The 25,977-nt window shown below is 37.9% G+C and carries 22 protein-coding genes; 6 read left to right on the top strand and 16 right to left on the bottom strand.

Annotated features, from left to right (window positions below; genetic code table 11):
- Positions 1–159: 159 nt before the first annotated feature.
- From AC3ITD_RS03255 to AC3ITD_RS03220, 8 genes are all read right to left on the bottom strand, one after another.
- On the bottom strand, positions 160–1,944 hold the full coding sequence (locus AC3ITD_RS03255; RefSeq protein ID WP_489363962.1) for a glycoside hydrolase family 15 protein: 1,785 nt from the start codon (positions 1,942–1,944) through the stop codon (positions 160–162).
- 205 nt (positions 1,945–2,149) lie between these two features.
- Positions 2,150–3,418, bottom strand: coding sequence for a glucose-1-phosphate adenylyltransferase (locus AC3ITD_RS03250; RefSeq protein WP_265797672.1), 1,269 nt, complete (start codon positions 3,416–3,418; stop codon positions 2,150–2,152).
- 8 nt (positions 3,419–3,426) lie between these two features.
- Positions 3,427–4,839 (bottom strand): glycogen synthase, encoded by a 1,413-nt coding sequence (locus tag AC3ITD_RS03245; protein ID WP_265797673.1) that lies wholly within the window; start codon positions 4,837–4,839, stop codon positions 3,427–3,429.
- A 414-nt stretch (positions 4,840–5,253) separates the two neighbouring features.
- Positions 5,254–6,048 (bottom strand): uroporphyrinogen-III C-methyltransferase, encoded by a 795-nt coding sequence (cobA, locus tag AC3ITD_RS03240; RefSeq protein WP_489363959.1) that lies wholly within the window; start codon positions 6,046–6,048, stop codon positions 5,254–5,256.
- A 627-nt stretch (positions 6,049–6,675) separates the two neighbouring features.
- The gene (locus AC3ITD_RS03235) at positions 6,676–6,987 is read right to left on the bottom strand and encodes a hypothetical protein (RefSeq protein ID WP_489363957.1); all 312 of its coding nucleotides are present in this window, start codon (positions 6,985–6,987) and stop codon (positions 6,676–6,678) included.
- Positions 6,988–7,000: 13 nt separating this feature from the next.
- Positions 7,001–7,465 carry a hypothetical protein gene (locus AC3ITD_RS03230; protein ID WP_489363956.1) on the bottom strand — a complete coding sequence of 155 codons (465 nt, stop codon included), beginning with the start codon at positions 7,463–7,465 and terminating at the stop codon, positions 7,001–7,003.
- 85 nt (positions 7,466–7,550) lie between these two features.
- Positions 7,551–8,213 (bottom strand): hypothetical protein, encoded by a 663-nt coding sequence (locus AC3ITD_RS03225; protein WP_489363954.1) that lies wholly within the window; start codon positions 8,211–8,213, stop codon positions 7,551–7,553.
- A gap of 1 nt (position 8,214) precedes the next feature.
- A complete protein-coding gene (locus AC3ITD_RS03220) occupies positions 8,215–9,222 on the bottom strand; it encodes a bestrophin family protein (protein WP_489363952.1) in 1,008 nt (335 codons plus the stop codon).
- A gap of 180 nt (positions 9,223–9,402) precedes the next feature.
- On the opposite strand from AC3ITD_RS03220, the gene AC3ITD_RS03215 reads away from it, so the two are divergent.
- Complete coding sequence (locus tag AC3ITD_RS03215; protein WP_489363950.1) at positions 9,403–9,540, top strand: hypothetical protein; 138 nt, start codon at positions 9,403–9,405, stop codon at positions 9,538–9,540.
- A gap of 70 nt (positions 9,541–9,610) precedes the next feature.
- Here AC3ITD_RS03215 and AC3ITD_RS03210 read toward each other — a convergent pair whose 3' ends face one another.
- The 7 genes from AC3ITD_RS03210 to AC3ITD_RS03180 form a co-directional block, all read right to left on the bottom strand.
- Complete coding sequence (locus AC3ITD_RS03210; protein WP_489363948.1) at positions 9,611–10,861, bottom strand: sulfate adenylyltransferase subunit 1; 1,251 nt, start codon at positions 10,859–10,861, stop codon at positions 9,611–9,613.
- 198 nt (positions 10,862–11,059) lie between these two features.
- Complete coding sequence (gene cysD / locus AC3ITD_RS03205; protein WP_056849683.1) at positions 11,060–11,965, bottom strand: sulfate adenylyltransferase subunit CysD; 906 nt, start codon at positions 11,963–11,965, stop codon at positions 11,060–11,062.
- Positions 11,966–12,316: 351 nt separating this feature from the next.
- Positions 12,317–13,051, bottom strand: coding sequence for a phosphoadenylyl-sulfate reductase (locus AC3ITD_RS03200; protein WP_489363945.1), 735 nt, complete (start codon positions 13,049–13,051; stop codon positions 12,317–12,319).
- Between the two features lie 2 nt (positions 13,052–13,053).
- Positions 13,054–14,565 (bottom strand): TSUP family transporter, encoded by a 1,512-nt coding sequence (locus AC3ITD_RS03195; RefSeq protein WP_489363943.1) that lies wholly within the window; start codon positions 14,563–14,565, stop codon positions 13,054–13,056.
- Positions 14,549–15,319, bottom strand: coding sequence for a uroporphyrinogen-III C-methyltransferase (gene cobA / locus AC3ITD_RS03190; RefSeq protein ID WP_489363941.1), 771 nt, complete (start codon positions 15,317–15,319; stop codon positions 14,549–14,551). The genes AC3ITD_RS03195 and cobA (AC3ITD_RS03190) overlap by 17 nt, the downstream gene beginning before the upstream one ends.
- A gap of 105 nt (positions 15,320–15,424) precedes the next feature.
- Positions 15,425–17,515, bottom strand: coding sequence for a HEPN domain-containing protein (locus AC3ITD_RS03185; RefSeq protein ID WP_489363939.1), 2,091 nt, complete (start codon positions 17,513–17,515; stop codon positions 15,425–15,427).
- A 492-nt stretch (positions 17,516–18,007) separates the two neighbouring features.
- The gene (locus AC3ITD_RS03180) at positions 18,008–18,454 is read right to left on the bottom strand and encodes an RrF2 family transcriptional regulator (RefSeq protein ID WP_056849678.1); all 447 of its coding nucleotides are present in this window, start codon (positions 18,452–18,454) and stop codon (positions 18,008–18,010) included.
- Between the two features lie 438 nt (positions 18,455–18,892).
- Here AC3ITD_RS03180 and AC3ITD_RS03175 point away from each other — a divergent pair, with 438 nt between their 5' ends.
- The 5 genes from AC3ITD_RS03175 to AC3ITD_RS03155 all read left to right on the top strand — a co-directional run bounded on the left by AC3ITD_RS03175 (position 18,893) and on the right by AC3ITD_RS03155 (position 23,829).
- Complete coding sequence (locus AC3ITD_RS03175; RefSeq protein ID WP_489363936.1) at positions 18,893–19,561, top strand: histidine kinase dimerization/phospho-acceptor domain-containing protein; 669 nt, start codon at positions 18,893–18,895, stop codon at positions 19,559–19,561.
- Positions 19,516–20,367 carry an ATP-binding protein gene (locus AC3ITD_RS03170; RefSeq protein WP_489363934.1) on the top strand — a complete coding sequence of 284 codons (852 nt, stop codon included), beginning with the start codon at positions 19,516–19,518 and terminating at the stop codon, positions 20,365–20,367. The genes AC3ITD_RS03175 and AC3ITD_RS03170 overlap by 46 nt, the downstream gene beginning before the upstream one ends.
- Positions 20,368–20,458: 91 nt before the next feature.
- Positions 20,459–21,688 carry a metallophosphoesterase gene (locus AC3ITD_RS03165; RefSeq protein ID WP_489363932.1) on the top strand — a complete coding sequence of 410 codons (1,230 nt, stop codon included), beginning with the start codon at positions 20,459–20,461 and terminating at the stop codon, positions 21,686–21,688.
- Between the two features lie 64 nt (positions 21,689–21,752).
- Positions 21,753–22,379 (top strand): M23 family metallopeptidase, encoded by a 627-nt coding sequence (locus tag AC3ITD_RS03160; protein WP_489363930.1) that lies wholly within the window; start codon positions 21,753–21,755, stop codon positions 22,377–22,379.
- A 250-nt stretch (positions 22,380–22,629) separates the two neighbouring features.
- Positions 22,630–23,829 carry a GAF domain-containing sensor histidine kinase gene (locus AC3ITD_RS03155; protein WP_489363928.1) on the top strand — a complete coding sequence of 400 codons (1,200 nt, stop codon included), beginning with the start codon at positions 22,630–22,632 and terminating at the stop codon, positions 23,827–23,829.
- 275 nt (positions 23,830–24,104) lie between these two features.
- Here AC3ITD_RS03155 and AC3ITD_RS03150 read toward each other — a convergent pair whose 3' ends face one another.
- Entirely contained in the window at positions 24,105–25,976 is a 1,872-nt protein-coding gene (locus tag AC3ITD_RS03150; protein ID WP_489363926.1) for a RagB/SusD family nutrient uptake outer membrane protein, read from the bottom strand.
- Position 25,977 lies beyond the last annotated feature (1 nt).

The raw sequence follows: 25,977 nt of genomic DNA, 5'->3' as shown, positions 1-25,977 counted from the left end.
TGCATAGGCTGGAATATTAAATTGAATGCTTTAAATTTGCCAATCAGTGGGGGATGAAAAATAGCGAATTAATTTATTCCAAATAAAAATCCCGCAGATTAAATGATAACCGCTCCAAAATCAGCGAAATTCTTCTTATTCTGCGGGAATTTTTAACCGTTACAAAAATATCGGTCGATCTAATTTAATTGCAATGCGATAAGCCGCATTCATTAAACCAACATGGCTATAAGCCTGAGGAAAATTCCCCCACTGACTGCCGGTTTTTGCATCAACATCTTCACTGAACAACAACAAATGATTACAATATTTGATAATGTTTTCAAATTCCTTAATCGCTTCGTCTGTTCTGCCCACACAAGCCAAAGCTTCTACATACCAGAATGCACAGATTAAAAATGTTGTTTTTGGTTTGCCAAAATCATCTTCATGTAGGTAGCGGTAAAATAAACCATCTTCGGTTTTCAGCTCATTTTCTAAACCGATTAAATGATCTTTTGCACGGTCAGAAGCAGGATCTAAATAACCCATCATAATTAGTTGCAATGTACTGGCGTCCAGATGCGGACTACCAACTGCATTTGTGTAAACTTTTCTGCTTGGATCGTAACAAGACTCAATATGTGCGGCAGCTTTATCAATTAATACCTGTGCCCGATTTTCAAAATCAGCATTTCCAATAGTTTTCGCCATCTTTAAAGCTGCTTGTGCTCCGGCCCACTGAAACAAATTACTATAGCAATGGACATTTGCAATATTCCTGAATTCCCAAATACCTGCATCCTTTTCATCGATTGTTCTTTCAATCTTTGATAGCACACTTTCAATCCATTTAACAGAATCGCTGCGTTCTGAAAATACAAAACGATGATCAGTATAAAGCGGTAACATCGAAATTAAAACCTGACCATAAATATCATTTTGAATGTGTTCGTAAGCCTGGTTTCCAATCCGAATGGGCTGTTCTCCTTTATAACCTTCCAAATGATCTAAGGTATGCTCAGTGATCTGCCTTTCGCCGGCAATTCCGTATAATGGCTGGTATCGTTCATCCTCGGCGTGAGAAATATCAGACAAGTAATTAAAATATTTCTCCATTTCTTCAAAATGACCAATATGGTTTAGGGACGTAAGCACATAATGCGAATCTCTCAACCAGCAATACCGGTAATCCCAATTCCGGGTACTACCTGGCGATTCTGGTAAGCTTGTGGTACTCGCCGCTATAATTGCCCCAGTATCTTCGTACTGGTGAATTTTTAGAACTAAAGCCGATCGAATCACTAAAGGTTGGTAAAAACCTGCAATAGATGAATGTTTAATCCAAAGCCTCCAATAAGAAACGGTTTCGCGAAGGAAATTCTCTGCAGTACTTACAATGGGCGCTTCCAGGTTTTCGCCATAAGTCATGATAAGATACTTCGGCTCATTTAGTACGAAAGCTTTTTGATCTAAAATATAAGTTAAGGAAACGTTGGTGCTTAAGCGGATGTTTTCATCGCAACCATGATAATCAACATGGTTACTGCCCCTACTCGCCCGCATTTTATTCTTTCCATAATCGCAAACAGGCTGACATTTGATAGTTACCCTCGGATTACCTTGCAAGGGTTCGATTTTACGAATAAACATCAAAGGTTTGAAATACCTCTCATAAAGATGAAACCGTGGGGCGAAATCGGTAATTCGATATTTGCCGTCTTCAGCTGTAATTTCAGTTCTTAAAACATTGGTATTTTCAATATAATGTTGAGATGAAGTGAATTCACCTTGCGGTAAAATTGAAAATTCGCCTCCTTGGTTTTTATCTAATAAACTTCCAAATACAAATGGACTATCAAATCGAGGCCAGCATAGCCACGATATGTCTGTATTTTTATTTACATGTGCTAAAAAGGCACAATTTCCTATAATTCCAGTTTGATAAAGATGTTGTTCAGCCATACGCTCATTTTGTGTTTATTGATTAACAAGCTTAGGCCGAAAATGTTGGCAGGAATCTGGTTTTTCGAAGAAATCGCTACCTGTATCAGCGATTTGTTTCTTCTGTTCGAAATTTTTGGAGAAAGAACAATCTTTCAAAACGGTTATAAACAAAAAAACCAGTTCTGAAATTCAAAACTGGCTGAGTTAATCAAAATGACTATCATTAAATTACTGTTCCACTAGGCAAAACAGCACCTTTCTTCACTACCACGATTCCATCCTTTACAGCGTATAATTCGAAATCTCCATCTTCTAAATGGGGACCTCCATTAATTTTAACGTCATTGCCGATTCGGCAGTTTTTATCAATGATTGCATTGTTGATATAACACCTGTCGCCAATACCGATCAAAGAGTTTCCTTGTTCAGTTTCAGATTGGATTTCCTCAAGGGTTTGATATCTATCGCTACCCATTACATAAGTATTAGTTACAATGGTATCTCTGCCAATACGGGCCCTGATCCCTAAAACAGCGTGTTCAATTCTACTCGCCTGAACAATGCAACCTTCAGCAATAATGGCTTTTTCTAATGTTGTACCAGAAATCTTTGAAGGAGGCAACATCCTGGCTCTGGTGAAAATAGTATGGCTGCTGTCGAACATATTAAACTGAGGAATTTCATCAGTTAAACCTAAGTTTGCCTCGAAGAAAGAAGATATGTTACCAATATCTGTCCAGTAACCTTCGTATTGGTAGCTCAACACGCGACTTTCGTTTATTGCTCTAGGCAAAATTTCCTTACCAAAATCTTTCTCTTCTTCGTTCTCGTTTAAAATATTGATTAAATAATCACGATTGAAAACATAGATACCCATCGAAGCCAAAAAGTGACGTCCTTCTCCCTGCATTTCCGGACCAGTATCAGATACCCAAGCTTCCAAACCTGTTTTAGGCTTTTCAGTAAAGGAAGTGATCATGTTCTCTTCATCCGCCTTCAGAATACCAAAATCTGTTGCATCTTTTGCTGTTACCGGAATGGTTGCAATAGTAATTTCAGCCTGTGCTTCAATATGCTTCTCAATCATATCTTTGAAATCCATCTGGTACAATTGGTCGCCAGATAATATTAAGATATAATCGAACTCATGAGAGACGATATGGTGCATACATTGACGTACCGCATCAGCTGTTCCTTGGAACCAACCAGCATTTTGTACTGTTTGCTCCGCTGCAAGAATATCAACAAAAGCCGTACTGAAATGGCTAAAGTGATAGGTGTTTTTAATGTGTTTATTTAGGGATGCCGAATTAAACTGGGTCAGCACAAACATACGGTGGATGCCAGAATTAAGGCAATTAGAAATTGGGATGTCTACCAACCGATATTTCCCTGCAATTGGAACTGCAGGTTTTGAGCGTGTTTGTGTGAGTGGCGATAATCTAGAGCCCTGGCCACCGCCAAGGATAACGCCTAAAACTTTGTCAGTCATGTTTAAGCTTATTTAAGTATTTGGTATAATTCTATATAGTTCAGCGCTGCCCTATCCCAAGAATGATCAATTTTCATCATGGTTTTACGTACCGCCTTAAAAGTTTTTTTATCATTATAAAAGCCCACTGCTCTATCAATGGCATGGGTAACATCCCAAACGCTGGTTTGATCGTGGCAAAGACCAAAACCACCATCGCCAATATCTATAACCGTATCCTTCAACCCTCCCACTCTCCTTACTATTGGAACCGTTCCATATCTCAAAGCATACAACTGGTTTAAACCACAAGGCTCAACCCGCGATGGCATCAAAAGAAAATCTGCTCCGGCATACATTTCATGCGATACCTGTTCATTGTACCCAATATAAGCATTGTACTTGCCGCCAAATACATCTTTCAACTGGTTTAACCGCCCTTCAACCCAACTGTCGCCTGAACCTAAAACCAACACATTAATATTTTCGCCGTGTTGTTGCAATGCCGTGTAAAAAATATCAGGTAATAAATCTGCACCTTTTTCATCAACCAATCTTCCGATAAAGGTAAACAAGGGCTTTGATGCATCTAATTGAAAAACATCGCAGAGCGCCTTTTTGTTTGCTGCTTTTCCCGCTTCAACCGTTTTTAACTTGTAACTTTTTGATAGCATCGGGTCAGTTTCCGGATTCCAAACCTCGGTATCAATGCCATTTAAAATACCAACCGATTTCCATCGTTCCTGGCGCAACAAACTTTCCAAGCCTCTGGCATTGTCCATCATTTCATCCAAATAACTTGGCGAAACGGTAGTAACTCTCCAGGCACATTTAATGGCCGATGCTAAGGGGTTTATGGCGCCTTCCCAGCCCAGCAACCCACCTTTCCATAAATCGAAAGCTGGTAAATAGTACAATTTTTCCCAGCCAAATTGCCCTTGGTATTGTGCATTATGTATCGTTAAAACTGTAGATACTTGATTTAGTGAACTATATTTTAAGCAATTCGAAACCATAAAAGGAACCAGTCCGGTATGGTGATCGTGGCAGTGAATGATATCCGGGCGATGTTCCCATTGTGCCATCCAATCTAATGTTGCGATTTGAAAGGCGATAAAACGCTCGGTATCATCATCATAACCATAAACATTTGGTCTATCGGTTAATCCCTGAATATGAATGATATATAGATCAAAACCTAGTTTATTGGTTTTTTCTTTTAAAACGCGATAAGAAAAATGATTATTGCCATAGTTAGACCAGGCATCGTAAGCCACTTCAAATTCGCTTTCCCTTACAAACCTTGTTTCGTATGCGGGAACAACAACCTTGGCAATGTGGCCAATTTTATTTTGGTATTTCGGTAAAGCCCCAACAACATCTGCTAAACCTCCAACTTTAGCAACAGGGTAACACTCGGCACTGATATGTATAATTTCCATTAAATATTTGGTGTAGATAACTTCGTTAAGTTACCAATTGTTTTCTGATTTGAAAATAATTCAATATTAATTTTTGGCGAGAGACTTTAACTCAGATTTAGAAGATTCTCGCAGATTGAAATTAGATAATTCATTAATTGAATGATCATTTTTTGAAAGTGAAAGTTCATCACTTTTGGCTTGGTGCAACCCTGCTTTTCCTTACAATCGCTTTGTTGCTGTCATCCTGAGCCTGTCGAATGCCCAGCAAAAAAGATTTCCATTTCAATCACGCGTGTTCAGCGAAAGACTGTTTCTACCAAACTGCATCAAATTAACTGCTGCGAAAATCAGCGGGAGCTCCTTGAAACGAAAAACCGCTAAGCTTTCGCCAGCGGTTATTAACAACAAAACAAATATATAATTCTATTACCCTTAATATTCTTCAGCAATGATTTCGTAAAAATCTCTAATCGGTTGAAACTGCGGGTGTAATGACACCACATCACCGAAAACCAATAAAGCTGGCGCAGTAATCTTCTTATCTTGAACAACTTCCGCAATGGTATCCACTATGCCCACAGCAATTTTTTCATGTGTAGTAGAGCCATTCTGAATCACAGCCACAGGAAGCAAACCTTTGTTTTCAGTTTGAAAAATGGAAGCAATCTCTTCTACTTTTTCAATTCCGTTCAAAACTACAATCGTAGCCTTTGTTTTAGCTGCAATGTATAAATCTTCAGATATTTCTCCCTTTGAGTTTGTTCCTGTTACCGCCCAAAAGCTCTCACTTAAGTCTTTATAGATCATTGGAATTTTCTGCAGACTTGGCGCACCAGTCGCACTTGAGATACCAGGTATGATTTCAGTAGGAATGCTATATGATTCTGCAGCATCAATTTCCTCATAACCTTTAGCAAAGAAAAACGGATCGCCGCTTTTCAACCGAACCACATGACCATAGTTTAGTGCATAATCGATGATCAGCTTGTTCACTGCATCCTGCGAAAAATCTTCATCGTCGGTTCTTTTACCCACGTATACCTTAGGAATTCCCTCTGGGGCATAACACAGTAAAGCTTCGTTCACATTTGCATCATATAAAACAACATCAGCTGTTTTCAATGCTTTAACACCTTTCAAACTAAATAAATCCGGGTCGCCAGGACCAGCACCTATCAGTGTAATTTTTGGTTCAATGTTCGCTTTTTCTACTTTAATTAAAATCATGTCAGGAATTTTAGCTCGTGATTATTTCTTATTAATTTATCAAATATACAAAGTCTATAGAAATTGTCGTAATTTATTTAAAAATAATTTATATCACTCTATTTCTTCATTGCGAGGCACTAAGCAATCTTATTGCGATGGTTATGATTTAACCTGTAATAGTCTAAGGTTGCTTGGTCCCTCGCATTAAAAACTATTTTTAACTTTGTCATTCTGAGGAGGTAATTTATTTCATAAAAATCAATATAAATGACGTTAAGAACGGTCGTCATTGCGAGGCACGAAGCAATCTCCTTTAATAAAATAATACAACAAATGAGATTGCTTCAATCGATGAAAAATCGATTCCGCAATGACGGAAAGTTAAAACCGTCAATGGTAGTGCGACAAAGAATCTGCAACCCATTAGCATGCTTCATTTATGTTCACCATTAAACTGGAAAAACAATTCCTATAAGTTAAATAGTCATTCCAGTTCAAAGATTTCTCCGCTGCGCTCGAAATGACGGCGGGGATTGAAATTGACATATAAAAGTCTTAGCGGGACGCTAAGACTAGAATAAGCATATTAATAAAAAAACACTATTTACTTTTGCTTGAAATAATAATCGAGATCTGATGAAATACTTATTCGCGGTTTCCCCATAAAAAAGGTCTGTAAAGATTAGTTTGAAAACCCGCTTCTCCGAATTTGTATTTATAATTAAATAAAATTTTTGAACCTTCTATCTTATAAGTTCCGCTACCCCAGGTATCGCTTTTAAAATTACCATTCTCTAATAAAAGTAAATTATCACCTTTGCTTGGTCCCTCTGGAACAGCAAATGGAAATTCATAGGAATAAGAACCTGACACTATGTTTGTTGTGTAATAGTTATCATAACCAACTGATGCAATTACTACCAAAGAAAACATGATTAAAAGTCTTCGGAAGTTCATTTAAATGAAAAATTTACTTACAAGGCACTTCAGCAAAAGTAAACTTACCCGCCTCGTAATTAATAGGTTTGCCCTTAACAAAATAAGACCTACCTAAAGTGGTTTCAATTTGAGCAACCCCCATGATTAATTTCCCATCCTTCTTCAAAAAAGCCAAGGGATTTGTAAACGCTCTTGTAGTATCTGGGCCAGTGTTAAAACGATAATCAACCAACAAGGTATCACCATTAAATTTGCCATCTATTTTCCCATTGTTCTGAGGTTTATCGCCATACTTAATTAACAATGAGCCCGTAACTTTACCCGATGCCATTGTTTTTACAATCATAGCAGCGCTGTCTTTTTCAAACGCCGAAGCATAACATGTTTCATTAATTAGCGAATCTTTCTTTGCGGCTTCAGCTTTTTTATCTGATGAGTTACAAGCGTAAACAAATGGAAATAGAGTAACAACAACGTAAAAAATTTTGTTCTTCATCTTCTGAATTTTAAGGGTTAAACTGATTTATTAAATATAGGAATACGATGAAATGTTTTTGCTATTTCCACAAAAACATTCAACTTTATTTGACCCCAATGTAGTTCGATTTTAACATTTCCTTTATTATTTTATACCTATTGATTTCATTTATTGTAATTCCATAAGCGATCAGATACCTTCCATCAGGCCTAATGATGATATCACTTATTAAAGGATACTTAAGAACAAAAAATTTTGCAAAAAAACCATCACTGTCTCTAAAATTATTATAAAAAGCCTTATAAACACTGTCTGGATGCAGCTTTTTGTCGTAAATATTGAAGTAGCGAATATTTCCGAGCTTTTTCAAAAACTGATCGTGTGCCTTAAGGTGGTGATCATCTTTTGTCATTAACAGATATCCTTTTCTAATTTTATGTTCGATACCTGTATAGTAAGATACGATTAAGAGACTATTAGTGTCAATTTCTGATGTGGAATAAGTTTCAAGAAGTTTTCTTATCTGGCTTACATAGCTTATTGGTAATTTACCCTGCGCATAGCTCAATGATAATCTAACAAATGTTGCTGTATCAGTTTTATCATATCCCCATCCCACTTTATTCTTTAAAACAGATTTATTAAATTCACTGATACTAACGCTTTTTTGATTTTCGTCAATATAATACATCTTTTGTGCACACAACAAAGTTGGTTGAAGTAAACAGAGCCAACCAACTGCAATAAGGATCGTTGAAACTTTCATTCTACATCAAAATATTATGTTCCGGCGTAATAGCGGGCGGCAGGTCGGTTTCGTCAAGCATATCCCGCATATCAATTTCGATTGTTCTGGAGATATTCGTGATCGGAACATCGTTTGCATTACCTTCAAACGGATTAGAAGAGCTTTCTCCTACTACATCTAAAGAATTAAAAACCCAGGTTAGTAAAATGGCAAAAGGAATATTTAACCAAATTGAATAACCTTCAATCAAGGTACCATTACCCAGTTTATTAAAGTCGTTAAGCAAACCATAAGGAACCAAAAACACAAAAAGATTAAGCATATTGGTTGCAATGGACGAGAAATGCCTCGGGTAGGGAAAGTTTTTAATTCTTTCAGCTTTGCCTTGATTATCGTAAAAAATACTGATTGCGTTTTGCAAAGATTGTACTTGAAGATCGGATATATTTCCACTTGCAAATAACCTATTAATGTGGTTTGATTGTAGTGCCATCAATTGTGTCGCCTTATTTTTCTTTGTTAAAACGTAACTTAATTCATCAGCTGAAAGATATTTAGCTAAAACTTCTTCAAGCTTGTCTATTTTTTCTGCTATATGGTAATTTCTGGAGTATTCAACATTGCGGGGATCATCCATATTTTCCCATGCCCGTGGTTCTCTAAGTTGAAAACGCAATGCTGTTAGCCAGGCAAAGTGGCGGTAAAAAATCACTTTAACTTCAGTACTTTTATCTTTTGATGCTAAAAAATCGCGGATCATTACACCGAATGCCCTGCTGATATTAATAATGCCGCCATAAATTTGTCGTGCTTCCCATAATCTCGAAAAACTGGCGTTATTTTTAAAACCAATAATAAATGATACAGCTGTACCCAAAAGCGCAACCGGAACCCACGAAATAGAAAGAAAGGTAAAGTCACAAAAGTGATAAAGAATTGTTGGAATTACAGCAAGAATCGTTAAGCGATACAGATCTCTACGAGTCCATAAAATAAATTCGAAAAAGGTATAACTTTTTTCCGGCATGCATAATTTAGTCCTTAGTTTCTTGTGAATGTTTGTTTGAGGGATAAGCGAAGATAAAAAAATTTAAAAATTTTGATGATGCTCTGAGGATAAACTTCTAAATCGGGATTCGACCAAACGGAAATAAACCCGGTTGAAGTGAAAATCTTTTTTGTAGCAGCAACCTTAAATAAAGCTGTCATGCTGAGGCACGAAGCATCTGCAACCTATGAAGTAGCAGCTTCTCACCTCAGCACGACAAAAGCTTACAAAAAAATTGGAACGAAAAACGGGGCTATCGTTTCCGATGCCCCGCTGAAATTGCTTTCCTCTTATTAAGAGTTTCCATTATGATATTTGGTTATGGTTCTCCATAGTTTTGCCAAAAACATCCCCATTTCCATTGCACTTACTCAACAGCCGCTCTAAACATTAAAGCGCCAACTGTTAAATTCGTTCTGCTATCTACCAAAATAGCGGAACCATTTGCTCGGTTATCATCATATAAATCGAAAGCCAAAGCATCAGCTGTTTTAACGATTACCCGACCGATATCATTTAATTTAAACTCTTCTGCGGAATGTTTTTCTAGCGTGTTGATATCTACCTTATGCAAAATTTCGCTGATTTTACACTTCGTTACTTTGCTGTTATGCTGAATTAAATACGTGATTGATGTATCTAGGGCCCGTCCATCCATCCAGCATAGGTCGGCCTCAATTAATTTCGATTCTTGTGGCAAAGCTGACGCATTCACAATGGTATCTCCACGACTAATATCTACATCATCTTTTAAGTGAATAATAACCGACTGACCGGCGTGTGCCGCATCTGGGGTTTGATCGAAGAATTCAATCTTCTCAACAATAGAACTGGCACCCGAAGGTAAAACTGTAACTTTATCATTTAGATTAAAAGTTCCGCTCAGCACACGCCCGGCGTAACCGCGGTAGTCGTGAAGCGCTTCCGTTTGCGGGCGAATAACCCATTGCACAGGCATACGAGCTAAAGTAGATTTCTCCAGGCTATCGGTATCAACTTTTTCCAAAAAATTCAGCAAACTTTCGCCTTCGTACCAATCCATCCGTTCAGAATTCTGAACGATGTTATCCCCTTTCAGCGCACTAACCGGAATGTAATTCACATCAATTAACTTTAGTTGCTGTGCTAATACTTTGTATTTATCGATGATAGAATTGTAAACATCTTCACTATAATCAACCATATCCATTTTGTTTATACAAACTACAATGTGTTTGATACCCAATAAAGAAACCAGGTAAGAATGGCGGATGGTTTGTTCAACAACGCCATTTCTGGCATCAATTAAAATGATGGCGAGATTAGCTGTTGAAGCACCGGTAACCATGTTTCTGGTGTATTGAATATGGCCAGGCGTATCAGCGATGATAAATTTGCGTTTATCAGTTTGAAAATATTTGTAAGCTACATCAATGGTAATTCCCTGTTCACGTTCTGCCCTTAAACCATCAGTTAAAATGGCTAAATCTATTGTTCCATCGTCGTTTTTACGGTTAGAGCTTTGTAAGGCCTCCAACTGATCAGCTAAAATAGAATCTGTATCGTATAACAAACGGCCGATTAGGGTACTTTTACCATCATCTACACTGCCTGCTGTGAAAAATTTTAATATGTTCATGTTTTTAGTATTAAGATATTAGTATCTAGTATCAAGACGAATTTCAGTATATCAATTCCATACCTAGTATCAAGATATTGGTATCAAGTCTCAAGACAAATCACCTAATGCCATTTCTCCAGTCATAATGGATCGTCAAAAGTTTAGTTTTTAGTTGGCATCCAGTCTTGATACTTGATACTAACTACTAAGTACTCCCTAAAAATACCCTCCTTTTTTCCTATCCTCCATTGCGGCTTCCGAAACTTTATCATCCATACGGGCTCCACGTTCGGAGATTTTTGAAGCACTGATTTCAGTGATAATATCATCGATCAAAATGGCTTCAGACTCGACAGCAGCGGTGCAAGACATATCGCCAACGGTACGGAAACGTACTTGTTTACGAAAAACGATATCTTCGTCATCCATATTTAAAAACGGAGAAGCGGCCATTAACTGCCCGTTTCTGGTGATCACTTCACGCTCATGGGAAAAATAAATGCTTGGCAATTCGATGTTTTCTCTTCGAATGTAGTTCCAAACATCAAGTTCGGTCCAGTTACTGATTGGGAATACACGCACATTTTCCCCCTTGTGGATTTTACCATTGTAAATATTCCATAGTTCAGGGCGTTGGCGTTTTGGGTCCCATTGACCGAACTCATCGCGAACAGAAAAGATACGTTCTTTGGCCCTGGCTTTTTCCTCATCTCTCCGAGCCCCGCCAATGCAGGCATCAAATTCATATTTTGCAATCGTATCTAACAAGGTTACGGTTTGCAAAGCATTTCTGCTGGCATTTTTACCTTTTTGTTCTACTACTTTTCCCTGGTCGATTGATTCCTGAACAGAACCAACAATTAACCTTTCACCAATCCTTTCAATCATCTGATCACGATAGTCGATCGTTTCCTGAAAGTTATGTCCCGTATCAATGTGCACTAAAGGGAAAGGAAATTTTCCAGGGCGAAAAGCCTTTTCTGCCAAGCGAACCAAAGTAATCGAGTCTTTACCGCCGGAAAATAATAATGCCGGTTTCTCAAATTGCCCTGCAACTTCACGTAAGATGTGAATCGCCTCGGCCTCTAGTTCATCTAAGTAATCAAAATTATATGTACTCATTTATAAATGTTTGAATTTTGAATAAGAGAATGAGTGACTGTTATGTTCTACATCCTAATCTCTTTTCAAATGTTATATTCTTTTGTTGTTGTTATAATGTTTGAAAGTTGGAATGTTTTAAAGTTGAATTATATAGTTCCATACATTTCTGTTTCTATAACCTCACCCTATCAATGTTGGGGCTTTGGCTTATTTTGTGCCTTTCCTCTCCTTGAAGAGACGGAACAAAGTCCTTTCGTTAAACCATCACGATTTACCCTCGTCCGTTAACTCCCTCCCCTCAAGGAGAGGGATGTGCTGAAGTGCTTACGAGCAGTTTCTTTCATAGGGTAAGGTTTTTTTGCAATCGTCTTAATCACCCTCAACCTTTTTACCCTCAACCCCCACAGCTTCCGTAGCATGCAAGCCACATTCCTTTTTACTTTGGTCTTCCCACCACCATCTTCCGGCTCTAAAATCTTCACCAGGTTGTACTGCTCTTGTACAAGGGGCACAGCCAATGCTTGGAAAACCTTTATCGTGTAGAGTATTGTAAACGATATTATTTTCTTTAATAAAAGTTTTTACATCTTCCAAAGTCCAGTCGAAAATGGGGTGGAATTTGATCAATTGATTGCCTTCATCCCATTCTAAATCGTGCATATCTTCACGGTTAGCGCTCTGCTCAGCCCTAATCCCGGTCACCCAAATTTCGTTTCCTGTTAACGCTCTTTTCAGTGGTTCAATTTTACGGATATAACAGCATTCTTTTCTATTCTCTACCGATTCGTAAAAACTGTTTGGACCTTTTGTATTTACCATATCCTGCAACAATTCATTTTTAGGATAATAAGCGTGAATGGGTTTGTTATAAACTTCTAAAGTACGGTTCCAAACATAATAGGTTTCTGGAAATAGGCGACCCGTTTCTAGTGTGAACACTTTTATAGGAATATCATTGGCAAAAATTAAATGCGTTATGGCTTGGTCTTCCCAACCAAAACTGGTTGAAAAAATAATTCGATCTGCATATTTATTGGCCAAATACCGCAATTTCTCAATTGTACTTAAGCCTGTAAGTTCCGCCTTTAATTGCTCTACTCCCATCACTAAATTAATTTTAAAATAAACAAGATCACACTACGCAAACTTACTATCATTACGATGATACCAACCGCTACCATGATCGTTTTCGCAGAAATTTTGTTTGAGACTCTTGCCGCTATTGGCGATGCGATTGCGCTGCCAATAATCAATCCTAAAACGGCTTCCCAGTGTTTGCCCCCTAACATCGTAAAAAAAGTTAAAGAACTTAAGGTTGCAATAAAAAATCTGCTGATTTTTACCGTTCCTAATGAAAATAAGGGATGACGGCCACCGGCAATAAGACTTGAAAGCACTATAGAGCCCCATCCGCCACCAAAAGCAGCATCGATAAAACCACCCACAAAACCTAAAAATCCAATCTTTTTTATCTTTTGATCGGCTTTTTTTCTTTTAATATTGAATGCCTTCATCAAAATTATACCGCCTAAAAATAAGGTATAAACGGCAACTACAGGTTTCACATAAGCACTGTAATGCTCTAATGATGATAAAATGTATGCGCCTAAAACTGCACCAATCACCGCGGGAATGATGAGTATTTTGAACAATTTCCAGTTTACATTTCCCATGCGGTAGTGCATCCATCCGGCAATTCCATTACTCATCACCTCAGAAATATGAATGGCCATACTGGCTGATGCCGGCGGTAAACCCATGGCCAAAGAAAATGAAGCCGTGGTGACCCCATAAGACATCCCAATGGCACCATCAATTAAAGCGAATACAAAGCCTGCGCCTAAGAACCAATAAAATAATGGATCAATATTCAGCAGGAAAGTCTGAAATTCTGGTTCGGTATTCCATAGCGTTAACCCGATAGAACCAATTAATAAAATTGCAGCAGTCCAAATCAGCCACTTAATATTGCGCTCTGCAAAGCTTTTTCGTGGATTGATTAAACTCTGTGTAACCTTATTCAGCTTCTTCACTTTCGACGAAAAATCGCCGTTAAGTGTTTGCCGCAAAGCACTCATATTTTGTAAAGTTTCATCCAGCTCTGCCGGAATTCCCTCGTTCAATATTTGCTTTAACCGTTTGGCAATCGTTGGTGATTTGCCGTTTGTAGAAATCGCAATCTTTAAATCGCCTTTCTGAACGATTGAACCCAGATAAAAATCACATAACTCAGGTTTATCAGCTACATTAATAAGCAAGCCTTTCTCGTGTGTTACTATCCTAATTTCTTCGTTTAAAATATTGTTGTTTGTTGCCGCGAAAACGATGTCGATATTTTCCAAATCAGAAACATCAAAGCTTTTTTGTTTCACTTTGATTTGTGGATAATCCGCGATAAGCGCATAAACCTCAGCAGAAACAATTTCGGCTACAATGGTAATTTTAGCCTGGCGACTGTTATTTACAATTGCTGTTAATTTCTCGAGTCCAATATTGCCCGCACCAATTAATAATGTACGTAGCTTATTCAGTTTAATAAAAACTGGAAAAAGCTGATTACCTTTTTCCTCATCAGGAAAAGGCAACGCATTATCAGGTTGGTTAGGCAATACTTGCATATTGTTTTACTAAATTTTTAAATGAAGGATGTAAAGAAACTACCTCACCAAAAATTAAAAGTGCAGGCGCCTTAATATTTTCCTGTTGCACTAAGCTTTCGATGGTTTCTACTCTTCCAACAACTAGTTTTTCATCTTCAGATGATCCGTTTTGAACCACCGCTGCCGGCAAGTGTTGCCTGCCTGCTGCTTTGAAAATTTCTACAATTTTAGCTAGCTTTTTCAAGCCCATTAATACCAAAACTGTCGCATTTGATTCTGCTGCCTGATAGATATCGTTCGAAACCTCTCCAGAGGTAGTTGTTCCTGTAATTACCCAAAAACTTTCGCTCAATCCGCGGTGTGTAACCGGAATTTGCTGCAAACCCGGAACCCCGATCGAACTCGAGATGCCAGGAATAACATCTACAGGAATGCTGTAAGAGGCTGCGTAATCCAATTCCTCGTAACCTCTGCCGAAAACGAAAGGGTCGCCGCCTTTTAGTCGAACTACATGGCCGTAATTTAAGGCGTAATCAATCATCAGTTTATTGATGGTTTCCTGCGGATACGAATGCTCTCCAGAACGTTTCCCCACGTATACTTTAATCGCATCAGCTGGTGCATGTTCTAGTAAGGCTTCATTCGTTAAAGCATCGTATAAAACAACATCTGCAGCCTGCAAAGCTTTAACTCCTTTTAAGGTTAACAAATCCGGATCGCCCGGACCAGCGCCTAAAAGCGTAATTTTTGATTCTTTATGTTGATTATTCATATCGTTTAAATTATTGATTTTTGAATGAGTGATTTAGTGAATGTTTTACAAGCGATTTTGCTACTTGCATACAATCATTCTCTCATTCAATCATTCTCTCATTCCTTACTTTACTGCTACTGCTCTTTTTTCCTTAATCTGGTTTAAAAAAGCATCAGCTTCATTGAAGTATTTCTCGGCAAACGCTGCTGTCGGCTCATTTTTATTGATTTGTAAAACCAAATCTGAAAAGTTGGTCGATAAATTAAATTCACCGGTTTCCACATAGTGATTATCGAACTCTCTGATTACGCCAACCTGCGTGCTACTGTTTACGCCCTTATCTAAAAGCAGCGATTTTGCTGCGCTTACGAAAGTGCTGTAAGTATGATAGATCGCGTCAGCGTAAGCGCCTTTTTCTAAATTTTGCTTTGCCCAAGCAAATTTTTCATCAGCCTCTAAAAGTAGAGTGGCTACTAAATCAATCACTACGCCAGCACATTCGCCAACACCGATGGCAGTTACAAATTGTTCTACGTGGCCCCAATCCACAAATTCTTCTTGCTGAAGATTGGTTAAATCTGCCAATGGTTTTAAAAGTTGATAGAAATGGTCTTTTCCTTTTCTATCATAATATTGGTGGAAGTTTTCGTTCTCTTCGTTATTTGCTTTAAAATCATTCAAAATGAAATGCAAAACGCTGGTCGCTCTTTTCGATGGCACTTTAATCACACGTTCTGCCACACGGCCAATACCATTACCAACTGTTCCACCGCCGAGCATTACCTGTACCGCTGGAACTACTTTCCCCTCGGCTTTTACCGAACTACCGTGGAAACCAATTTCTGCTAAACCATGCTGTCCGCAAGAGTTCATACAGCCGCTGATCTTGATATTGATGTTTTTCTCGTAAATAAATTCAGGAAAATCGGTGTAAATCACGTCTTCCAAAACCTCTGCTAAAGTCATGGAATTAGAGATACCCAAATTACAGGTGTCGGTGCCTGGGCAAGTGGTAATATCCGCCAGACTATCAAAACCAGCTGTTGTGAAACCAATTTTATTTAATGCTGAATATAATGATGGCAAGGCATCTTCGCGAACAAATTTCAGAAGCAAACCCTGATTTTGAGTGATGCGAATTTCATCAGCGACATAAGGCTTAATGGCATCAACAAAAGCACGGGCTTTATCAGTCTTGATATCGCCAACCTGCACTTTCACATAAACAGCATAAAAACCATCTTGCTTTTGACGAACAACATTAGTTGCAGACCAGTGTTTATAATGCGTTTCGTTAAGAATTTCAACCGCCGGATATTCTTGTTCTAATGGTAACGCTGGTTGTTGAACGACATCTCTATCAATTTTAAAAGTTTTTACTTTGTTCGCGATTCGCTCTTCAGCTACAAGACGTAGCACTTCTTCTAAGCCCAACTTCTGAACTAAATATTTTAAACGGGCTTTATTTCTATTTGTGCGTTCCCCGTAACGATCAAAAACACGCAAAACCGATTCTGCAAACGGAATAAGCTGGTCTTCGTGCAAAAACTCATGAATGGGACTAGCTAAAAATGGTTGTGCACCAAGGCCACCAGCAAACAGCACCTTAAAACCAAGTTCGCCATTTTCGTTAATTTTTGGGATAAAACCTAAATCATGAATATAACTAAAAGCCGTATCCTTATCGCTGGAAGAGAAAGAAATTTTAATCTTTCTGCCCATCTCCTGACAAATTGGGTTACGCAAAAAATACTTGAAAACTGCATGCGCATAAGGCGAAACATCAAAGGGTTCGTCTATATCAATGCCAGCATTTGGTGAAGCCGTTACGTTACGAACGGTATTTCCGCAAGCCTCACGAAGCGTAATGTCATCTTGCTCGAGCTTTGCCCAAAGTTCCGGCGTTCTATCCAAACTCACATAATGCAATTGAATATCCTGACGGGTGGTCAAGTGTAAATTGCCACTCCCATATTCATCGGCGATATCCGCAATACGCAACAACTGCTTAAAAGTTACCTTTCCAAACGGGAGTTTAATCCTGATCATTTGTACACCAGGCTGTCTTTGTCCGTAAACACCACGGGCTAAACGTAAACTTCTAAATTTCTCATCGTGAATGGTTCCATCTCGAAAAGCTTTAATCTTGTTCTCTAAATCGATAATGTCCTGCTCGACAATCGGATTTTCGAGTTCTGTTCTGAAACTTTGCATATTGTGTTGTTAGCTTTATTCAAAAAATGCCTCTCTTATAATTGAGAAGCATCAAATATTTTATACCTATAAATTATCCAAATACCTTCCCCTACTGCGTTTTACAACAATAGTGCATCGACATTTTACAAATTTGGATAGATATAAAATTGAAGTTCATCTTCCAAATATATAAAGTATATAGGAATAGTAGTAATTTTTCTTCAAAAAGTTTTTGTTGTGAATAATAGAAGTACAGTTAGCTGCAAATCACGCCGAGAAAAATAAGAGTTGATTGAAGAAAAAATCGTCTACACTGTGAGGTGTTTTAACAATGTGATGATATGAACAGCAAACGTTATAGGATTGCTTCGTTCCTCGCAATGGCGAACAAACAAAATACACAATAAGCAATTACAACCGTGATTTCTTGCCTTGGCAGGAAGACGACGAGCGAAGAAATCTTAGTGATACCTAACTAATAACGACAAAAAATATACGAAACGTAACGGTTTAAATACTATCGATACCCAACTTCAACGTATCTTCCCTACCAATTACATCAGCAATGCTGGTTTCACTGAGCACCTTAAGTGTAGCATCTCTTACATCGATAAATGCACTTCGAATACCACAGGTTTTTTCGTCAACGCATTCATCACATTTGTGGTAAAAATTTAAGCTGGCACAAGGGACCATAGCAATTGGGCCATCAGTAACACGCATTACCTGTACCAAAAGAATTTCTTCAGGCTTTTTATTTAAACTGTAGCCACCACCAGCACCCTTCTTACTGTATAAGAAGCCGGCGTTACGCAAATCTAACAGAATTTGTTCTAAGAACTTTTTAGGAATATGCTCCTCCTCAGCAATCTTTGAGATTTGCATAGGTGGTTTTTCTACATTTTTGCCAAGCGCAACAAGTGCTTTAATGGCGTATTTAGTCTTTTTTGATAGCATATATCCTACAAAGCTAATAAATTAAGTACAATTATGAAATATGCAAATATGAGTTCAGTGAGCATCACTCATTGCCATATATTTAAAAGATGATGTAAATAATTATATCTTTAGAAATTAAATTGCGTTAGTGCTTAAAGTTATCAAAACCTTAGATGTTAGCCAGCATAAAATTAGCACATAATAGAAACTGTTTGCTGTTTTATGTCTTTGTTTATTTTCGATCTCGCTGATCAATATCGCCGCAAACTTTTTCCTTGGTCTGGTTTGGTTTCTTAATTTATATATTTTTTTAGGGTCCTTCGTCCATTTAGCTTTTTTTATTACGCCATAAAAGATCAAGTTAGCGAGGCTGGACGATTTTGGTATTTTATTTACAATATTGCATCTATCGCTCCAGCCTGGTTTTTAAACGAAGGAATAAAGGGCTCTACCCCATTGTTTTTCGTATTCTATTTGAGTATTGCGATGCTATCTCTTTCGTTGCGATATAGATTGATATTTGTTGTCTTCTTTTTTATCATCACTGCACTATGCGTGGTGTTAGAAACTTTTTTCCCTCACCTGCTCATTCCATATCCAAGTGATGATGCCAGGAATATGGATATCATTCTGGCTTTTATAGACATATCTGTCATGATGATTGTGATGCTCACGATCTATAAAAAAGTCGCAGATTATGATCGCTTTCTGATGGTAAAAAGTAAGCTCAGGCTAGAAAACTCACAGAAGGAATTAATTATTGCCAAAGAAAATGCAGAGGCTGCCACAGTTGCCAAATCAAGTTTCCTGGCCAATATGAGCCACAAGATCAGAACTCCGCTAAATGGTATTACCGGAGCTTCAGAACTTTTGAAACTCACCAATCTTAATCACGAACAGAGCGAGTTACTCAACACCTTGCAAGCGAGTAACAGCATCATGATCGATATCGTTAACGACCTGCTTGACATCTCAAAAATTGAAGCTAATAAGATGGATATTCACAATCTGCCATTCGATATTAGAAACTGTATTATAAACGTTGAAAACATCATCCGTCCCTTTTTATTAAAAAAGATTTGGAGTTTAGTATCGAAATCGACTGCAAAGTACCTGAATTATTGATTGCTGATGAAATTAAATATAAGCAAATCGTTATCAACCTATTGAGTAATGCTGCAAAATTTACCGAACATGGCTACGTTAAACTGAGTTTGAAATATGCAGAACAAAATGGCTTAAAACAGCTCATTACTGTAATTAAAGATACCGGAATTGGTATTGACAAGGATGGGATGACTAAGCTCTTTCTTCCATTTTCGCAAATAAATCCCTCTGCAACCCGGCAGTTTGGCGGTGCAGGTTTAGGACTTTTAATCTGTAGGAAACTAGCCGAAATGATGGGTGGAAAAATTTGGGTTAGTAGTGAAATAGGTGCCGGTTCGGCCTTTACCTTTGAAATACCGACAAATTCCTATCAGGAAGTTCCACCAGCCAAACATAAAAAGAGAACAGTCAAAATCACAAACATGGTTCCCATTGCTGGAATGAATATTTTGATAGCTGAGGATAATGTCTTCAACCAGGTTATTACCTCGAAAATGCTCGAAAAATCTGGCTATAAACACATTATCGCAAACGATGGTTTGGAAGCTGTCAAAATGGTAAAAGAAACGCATTTTAATATCATTTTGATGGACATGCAAATGCCAAATATGGATGGAGTTTCTGCATCTAAAGAAATATTAAAATATTATGATGAAAATAATATTGTCCCACCAATAATTATTGGCTGTAGTGCCAATGCCATGCAAGAGGATATTGAAAAATGCTTAGCGGCTGGGATGAAAGATTTCTTAGCAAAACCTTTCACTTTAGATGATCTCCGCATGGTCATGATCAAGTGGACCAAAATTGAAGAACGCATTTAATCAAACAACCGTAAAAATAGTTCCAATTTGAAACTTAAGTAGCTAACTCCACGTTTAAAATCTATTTTTACATCCATACTTCATTTTTTTTATGAAACGAAAGATTAATTTCTTACCCATACTTGCCATAGTTGTTCTATTTTTTGCGCTTAATTCTTATGTGCTTTCAGGTTTTGGCACGCTGAATCAATCTTCCTTACTTGCTCCATTTTTTTGGGTATTCATTATTGGATTAGCAGTTGCCCTGTTTTTCGCGATTACGCAAATGCGGACAAATGGAATGGGTAAATTTTTCCAAATCATTACGCATGCATTTTTAATCGTGTTTACCGCGGAAGTAGTTTTTGCTTTTTTTCTACTCATTGGAGATTTATTTAGGTTGGTTCTTTCGATATCCTCAAACTTTCAACCAGATGGATTTCAGGTGTTGGGGCGAAGCATTTATTGGGTAGATTTTGCCTTTGTGATGTTCTGCCTTACCGTTCTATTGTTCGTTTTTGGGATTACGAGAGGCAAATATGCCTACAGGGTGATCAAACACAGTCTTTATTTCGATGATTTACCGGACAGTTTTGATGGATTCACCATTACGCAAATTTCCGACATTCATGCGGGAAGCTTTACTAAACCAAAGCAAGTACAAAAAGGTATCGACTTGATTAATGCGCAAAAAAGTGACCTGTTTGTTTTCACCGGCGATTTAGTAAATAATGCTGCTTCGGAAATCGCACCCTATATTGGCCATTTTTCGCAAATAAAAGCGCCATTCGGCCAATTTTCCGTGTTGGGCAATCATGATTATGGAGACTATATCAAATGGCCATCAGAAGCGGATAAGATTAAAAATTTACAGCAATTAAAAAGCTATCATGCCGAACTTGGATTTAAACTACTATTAGATGAACATGTAGAGTTAACCAAAAATGGGGAGAAAATTATTCTTGCAGGGATCGAAAACTGGGGGCTTGGATTTGGGGAACGTGGCGATTTAGCTAAGGCTTTAGCTGGCACAAATGTGGACGATTTTAAGGTGTTGCTTTCTCATGATCCATCGCACTGGGACGCACAGGTGAAAAATAATCCATCAAAAATTCAGCTGGCATTGGCTGGCCATACTCACGGGATGCAATTCGGTATTGAAGCGTTTGGCATTAAATGGAGCCCGGTTAAATATCGTTATAAACATTGGGGAGGCATAAAATTTGAAAACGGACGATATTTAAATGTGAACAGGGGCTTTGGCTTTTTAGGTTTTTCGGGCAGAATTGGAATCTGGCCGGAGATCACCGTGATTGAGCTTAAAAAGAGCGCAAATAAGTGAAATCACTTATCATACGCATATATTTAGCCGTTTAATATTATCTTGTTATAAAATTATAAAGCACATGAAGTTATTACTTTTCTTCCTTTTCACGTTTTCAATGTCCGAAACACCAACTATAGAAAAAGACAGAGAAAGATGGAAGCCTTATTACTCCGATATCAAACCTCAAAAAAATGCTGAAAACTGGTTTCTACCGTTTGATGTAAATGATCGTAAAAAGATTAGCAACATCAAGATCATTAGCATTTTCGGCGATCATCGGGATAGTTATTACAAAGGTCATATTCATACTGCTATTGATATTAATCCGGTAAAACCTACAACAAAATTAATTCCGGTTTATGCCATGGCCAATGGCGTAGTTTGTTCCGTTCATTTAGGCGAAAACCAAAAAACGGTGGTGGTTAGACATACTTTGAAAGACGGAAAAACCATGTTTACCAGCTATAAACACTTAAAAGAAGTTTATGTGAGCAACGGGCAACAGGTAGATGAAAAAACCAAATTAGCTCGATTATTTACAAAAGACGAAAGCAAAAAGTATGGTGGCGACTACCATCATCTTCATTTAGAAATACGCAAAAAGTTTGATGATTACGGGTGCGCAAGCTGGCTTACGTTTAATAATACACAACTAAATGATCGCTTTTATAATCCCCAGGTATTTATAAAACAATACGTAAAATAAACAGGCTGAATGCGAGGATAAAGCTGATGATTGATCAATGCTGAAGGATTTGAAATTCTACTAACTCCTAATCATCTCCGGATTATTAAATGGAAAATCGTGAAAAGATTGAAAAATCTGTTCAACACCTTCAATCGAAATGGATCAGCAATACATGGTCACTATATCTTGTAAGTCAAATTAGTAGCAAGTCAAACAAATGCTGCTTTATTTAGTTTACCTTTAGGCGCTGAAAATTATAAAGCAATATATGACCGTTTATCCTTTACCAAACAACGAGCCTGAGAGATTAAATGCTCTAGGATCTTATAATATTTTAGGAAGTGGTCAGGAACAAGATTTCGATGATTTGACAAAGCTGGCAGCCGAAATTTGTCAAACGCCAATTGCTTTGGTTACCATTTTGGATGACAAGACGCAGTGGTTTAAATCAAACTTCGGAACAGAACTCACTCAAACTTCGAGAGAAGTTGCTTTTTGTTCTCATTCTATTGCTGGCAATGGCGATATCATGATCGTTAATAATGCATTGACGGATGCCCGCTTTGCGCAAAATCCTTTGGTTACCGGACATCCGGAAATTATTTTTTATGCTGGCGTACCACTAATTAACCCCGAGGGTTTTGCTTTGGGAACCTTGTGCGTGATCGATCATCAGGAAAAAGGATTAACTGATAGTCAGATTGCTGCACTAAAAATTCTTGCCAAACAGGCGCAGCACCAGTTAGAATTAAGAAGGAAGGTTAAAGAGTTGGAGCTTGCCAACGCCGCTTTAAGTGAAGCGAATCTTTTTATAGAAAAGTTTGCACAGCGGGTAGCTCACGACATTAAGAATCCCTTATCCAGCATTATTTTATCTGCAGAATCTTTAAGGAAGAAATTCGATACACAGGGCGATGAAAAAGCAGTGAGACTAATTCAAATTGCCTTGCGCTCTGCCAGGAATTTGGTGACCTATGTTGATGACATGCTTGATTATTCGAAAGCACCATCAACCTTGTTAGCTAGGCAAGAAGATGTTGATTTTCGTTATCTTTTGGAGAACTTAATTCCGATGTTGAATGTGCCTCAAGATTTCGAGATTACCATGCCTGAAAGAGTAAGCATCAAAACTTCTAAAATTGCGATGGAACAAATTATGCTCAATTTATTAAGCAATGCCATTCGCTATAACGATAAAAATAAGCCACAAATCCAGGTTTCTTGTTGTTTAGAAGATGATCAATATGTATTGTCTGTGAAAGATAATGGCAGAGGAATTTCACCGGAGAACCTGCAAAATATCTTCCGAGAAGGCTTCACGGCCCAAGGTAATGATCGCTTCAACCGAAAAGGCAATGGCTTTGGGCTAGATGCAGTAAGTAGCCTGGTAGCCAAACTGCAGGGCAGCATTAAAGTTGACTCGATACTGGAGCAAGGAACCACCATTTTTATCTCGCTTCCTGCTTAAATTAATCTTTTTCAATATCCTTTTTTACCAAAAGTGATAATGGAAAGTCCTAGCTTTTTTAAGCCCAGACTTTCACCTAATCATATTTAATAGCAGTAACCTATAATTTTTTTGAGCCTAGTGCTTTATCAACTAAAATTCCATTTACCATTTTTAAATTAAATGTTAGTTTACGTTGGGCTATCGATCGACTAAAAAAAATCAAGATGGAAATACACAAAAAAAGCCGCCTCAAAATTTGAGACGGCCTTAACCTGTTGAATTTACTTTGTTGGTTAGTAACCATTGTTACCGAATTCGGCAGCATTAGTAATGGCATCTAAAAAGTATTGTGGAATCGGCCTAACCGTATGTTTTTTCGGATCGAAGTTAGGGGGAATAATAGGGTTGGTTTGCTGAAAGTAAGCAGTTGATAAGTTTCCGGTTCTTTTCAAATCAATCCAACGGGTATGCTCACCTGCCAACTCTCTGCCGCGTTCTTTTAAAATGTAAGCCACATTCATTTCTGCCGGTGTAGCCAGCATTTCGCTTTCACGCCCAGTAACCGCAGCACGTTTACGAATTACATTTACATAGTTAGACGCTTTCAAAACATCGTTATTTGCTAATATAGCGGCCTCTGCAGCAATTAAATAAACTTCACTTAAACGAATAATTGGGAAATCTCCCATCCAATATTGGTTGGTATAAGCAAAATATTTTCCTGAGAATTTTTTCAAGGCCGGAAAAATATTAATCAAGCTTGGTTCATTAGGGTAGGCAGCTGGGAGTTTATAGTTATTGGTTGCTGGATCAAAAAGATCAGAAGGATCCACTACCAAAGCTGGAATCTTCTTTTTAACGTCACTTGCAATCGTCCAATTGGGAGTAAAAACAGCAAGGCCTGCATCGTTGGTCATATTTTTCTCTTCTTCAAAAGTATTCCCCGAAGGAAGAAAATAATCTGGACCACTATAAGCCGCTCTCGTACTCAAAATAGTTTTACCCAAAATCGACTGATCTTTTTGATAACTGGTGATCATTTGCTGTGTAATTACCTTATCTACACTCGCATAAAACTTGTAAGTGAAAGTATTCGCAAATCTGGTATCTGGCGTATTTTCCCTTGGGTCGAAAATATTGGTGAGCAAATATTTGGTTGGTTTATATTGTTTTGAGTTGGAACGACCATACAAAACAGTGGTCTCAATAGTTCCCCATTCGGCACCACGCCCGCCTAAATCTGGCAAGTAATATTGTCGTGTTCTTCCTCTGTTATATCCTTCCGGATTGAGTCCAGATGTAGCATCTATGGCTTCTATAAACAAAAACTCAGTATTGGCTTTATTATTTTTGTTATCAAAAGCTTTTGCGAAGCCAGAGCGATTGGCATCACTGGTATACAATGCACAGTTATATTTTGCAGGGTTATTAATTAGCTCTTCTGCAGTTTCTAACGCCAGCTTTGCATATTGTTCCTTTTCACCCAGGCGGGTACGCTGTAAATAAACTTTGGCAAGCATAGCATAAGCTGCTTTTTTAGATACGCGTCCTCGCAAACTTTGCGTAACGGGCAGGTTTTCTGTAGCAACCTTTAAATCCGAGATAATTAAATCGTAAAAAGCTTTTTCATCAGTTCTTTTAGGTGTCAAATCTATACCACTCAAAGCAGAGGAAGTGGTTGGCATAGCCACCCCACCAAACTGTTCAACAAGATTAAAATAAGCCCATGCCCGCATAAAATGAGCTTCAGCCACCTTGGCATTTAGCTCTGCCGGACTTGAATAACCACTTACTTTAGTACTATAATCAATTGCGGTGTTACATAAGTTAATGGTAGAATATAAGCCTCCCCAAATTGTTCTTAGGGTTCCGGTTTGTGTATTCAAGTTATTGTCGTAGAGTAAAAAACCACTATCGTTTGCCCCATAATTAACCCAGAGATCAGTACCCATTTCGGATGGACCTATAAAATCAACCTTTCCATAGAAATAGTACATGTCTGTGTAGCACGAGTTAACCAGACCTTCATAACCAGGTTTATTTGTGTACGCTGTTTCGAGTGTGGTACCCCCTGGATTATATTCTTCAATATATTTTTTGCAAGATGTACTGGTAAGTGCAATTAACAAAACTGCTCCCAACGAAATTTTATGTAGATTTTTCATT

The organism is Pedobacter sp. KH_004 (assembly GCF_057840755.1).
The sequence above is the reverse complement of the archived record's forward strand: the minus strand, read 5'-3'. Positions and strand labels throughout refer to the sequence as shown.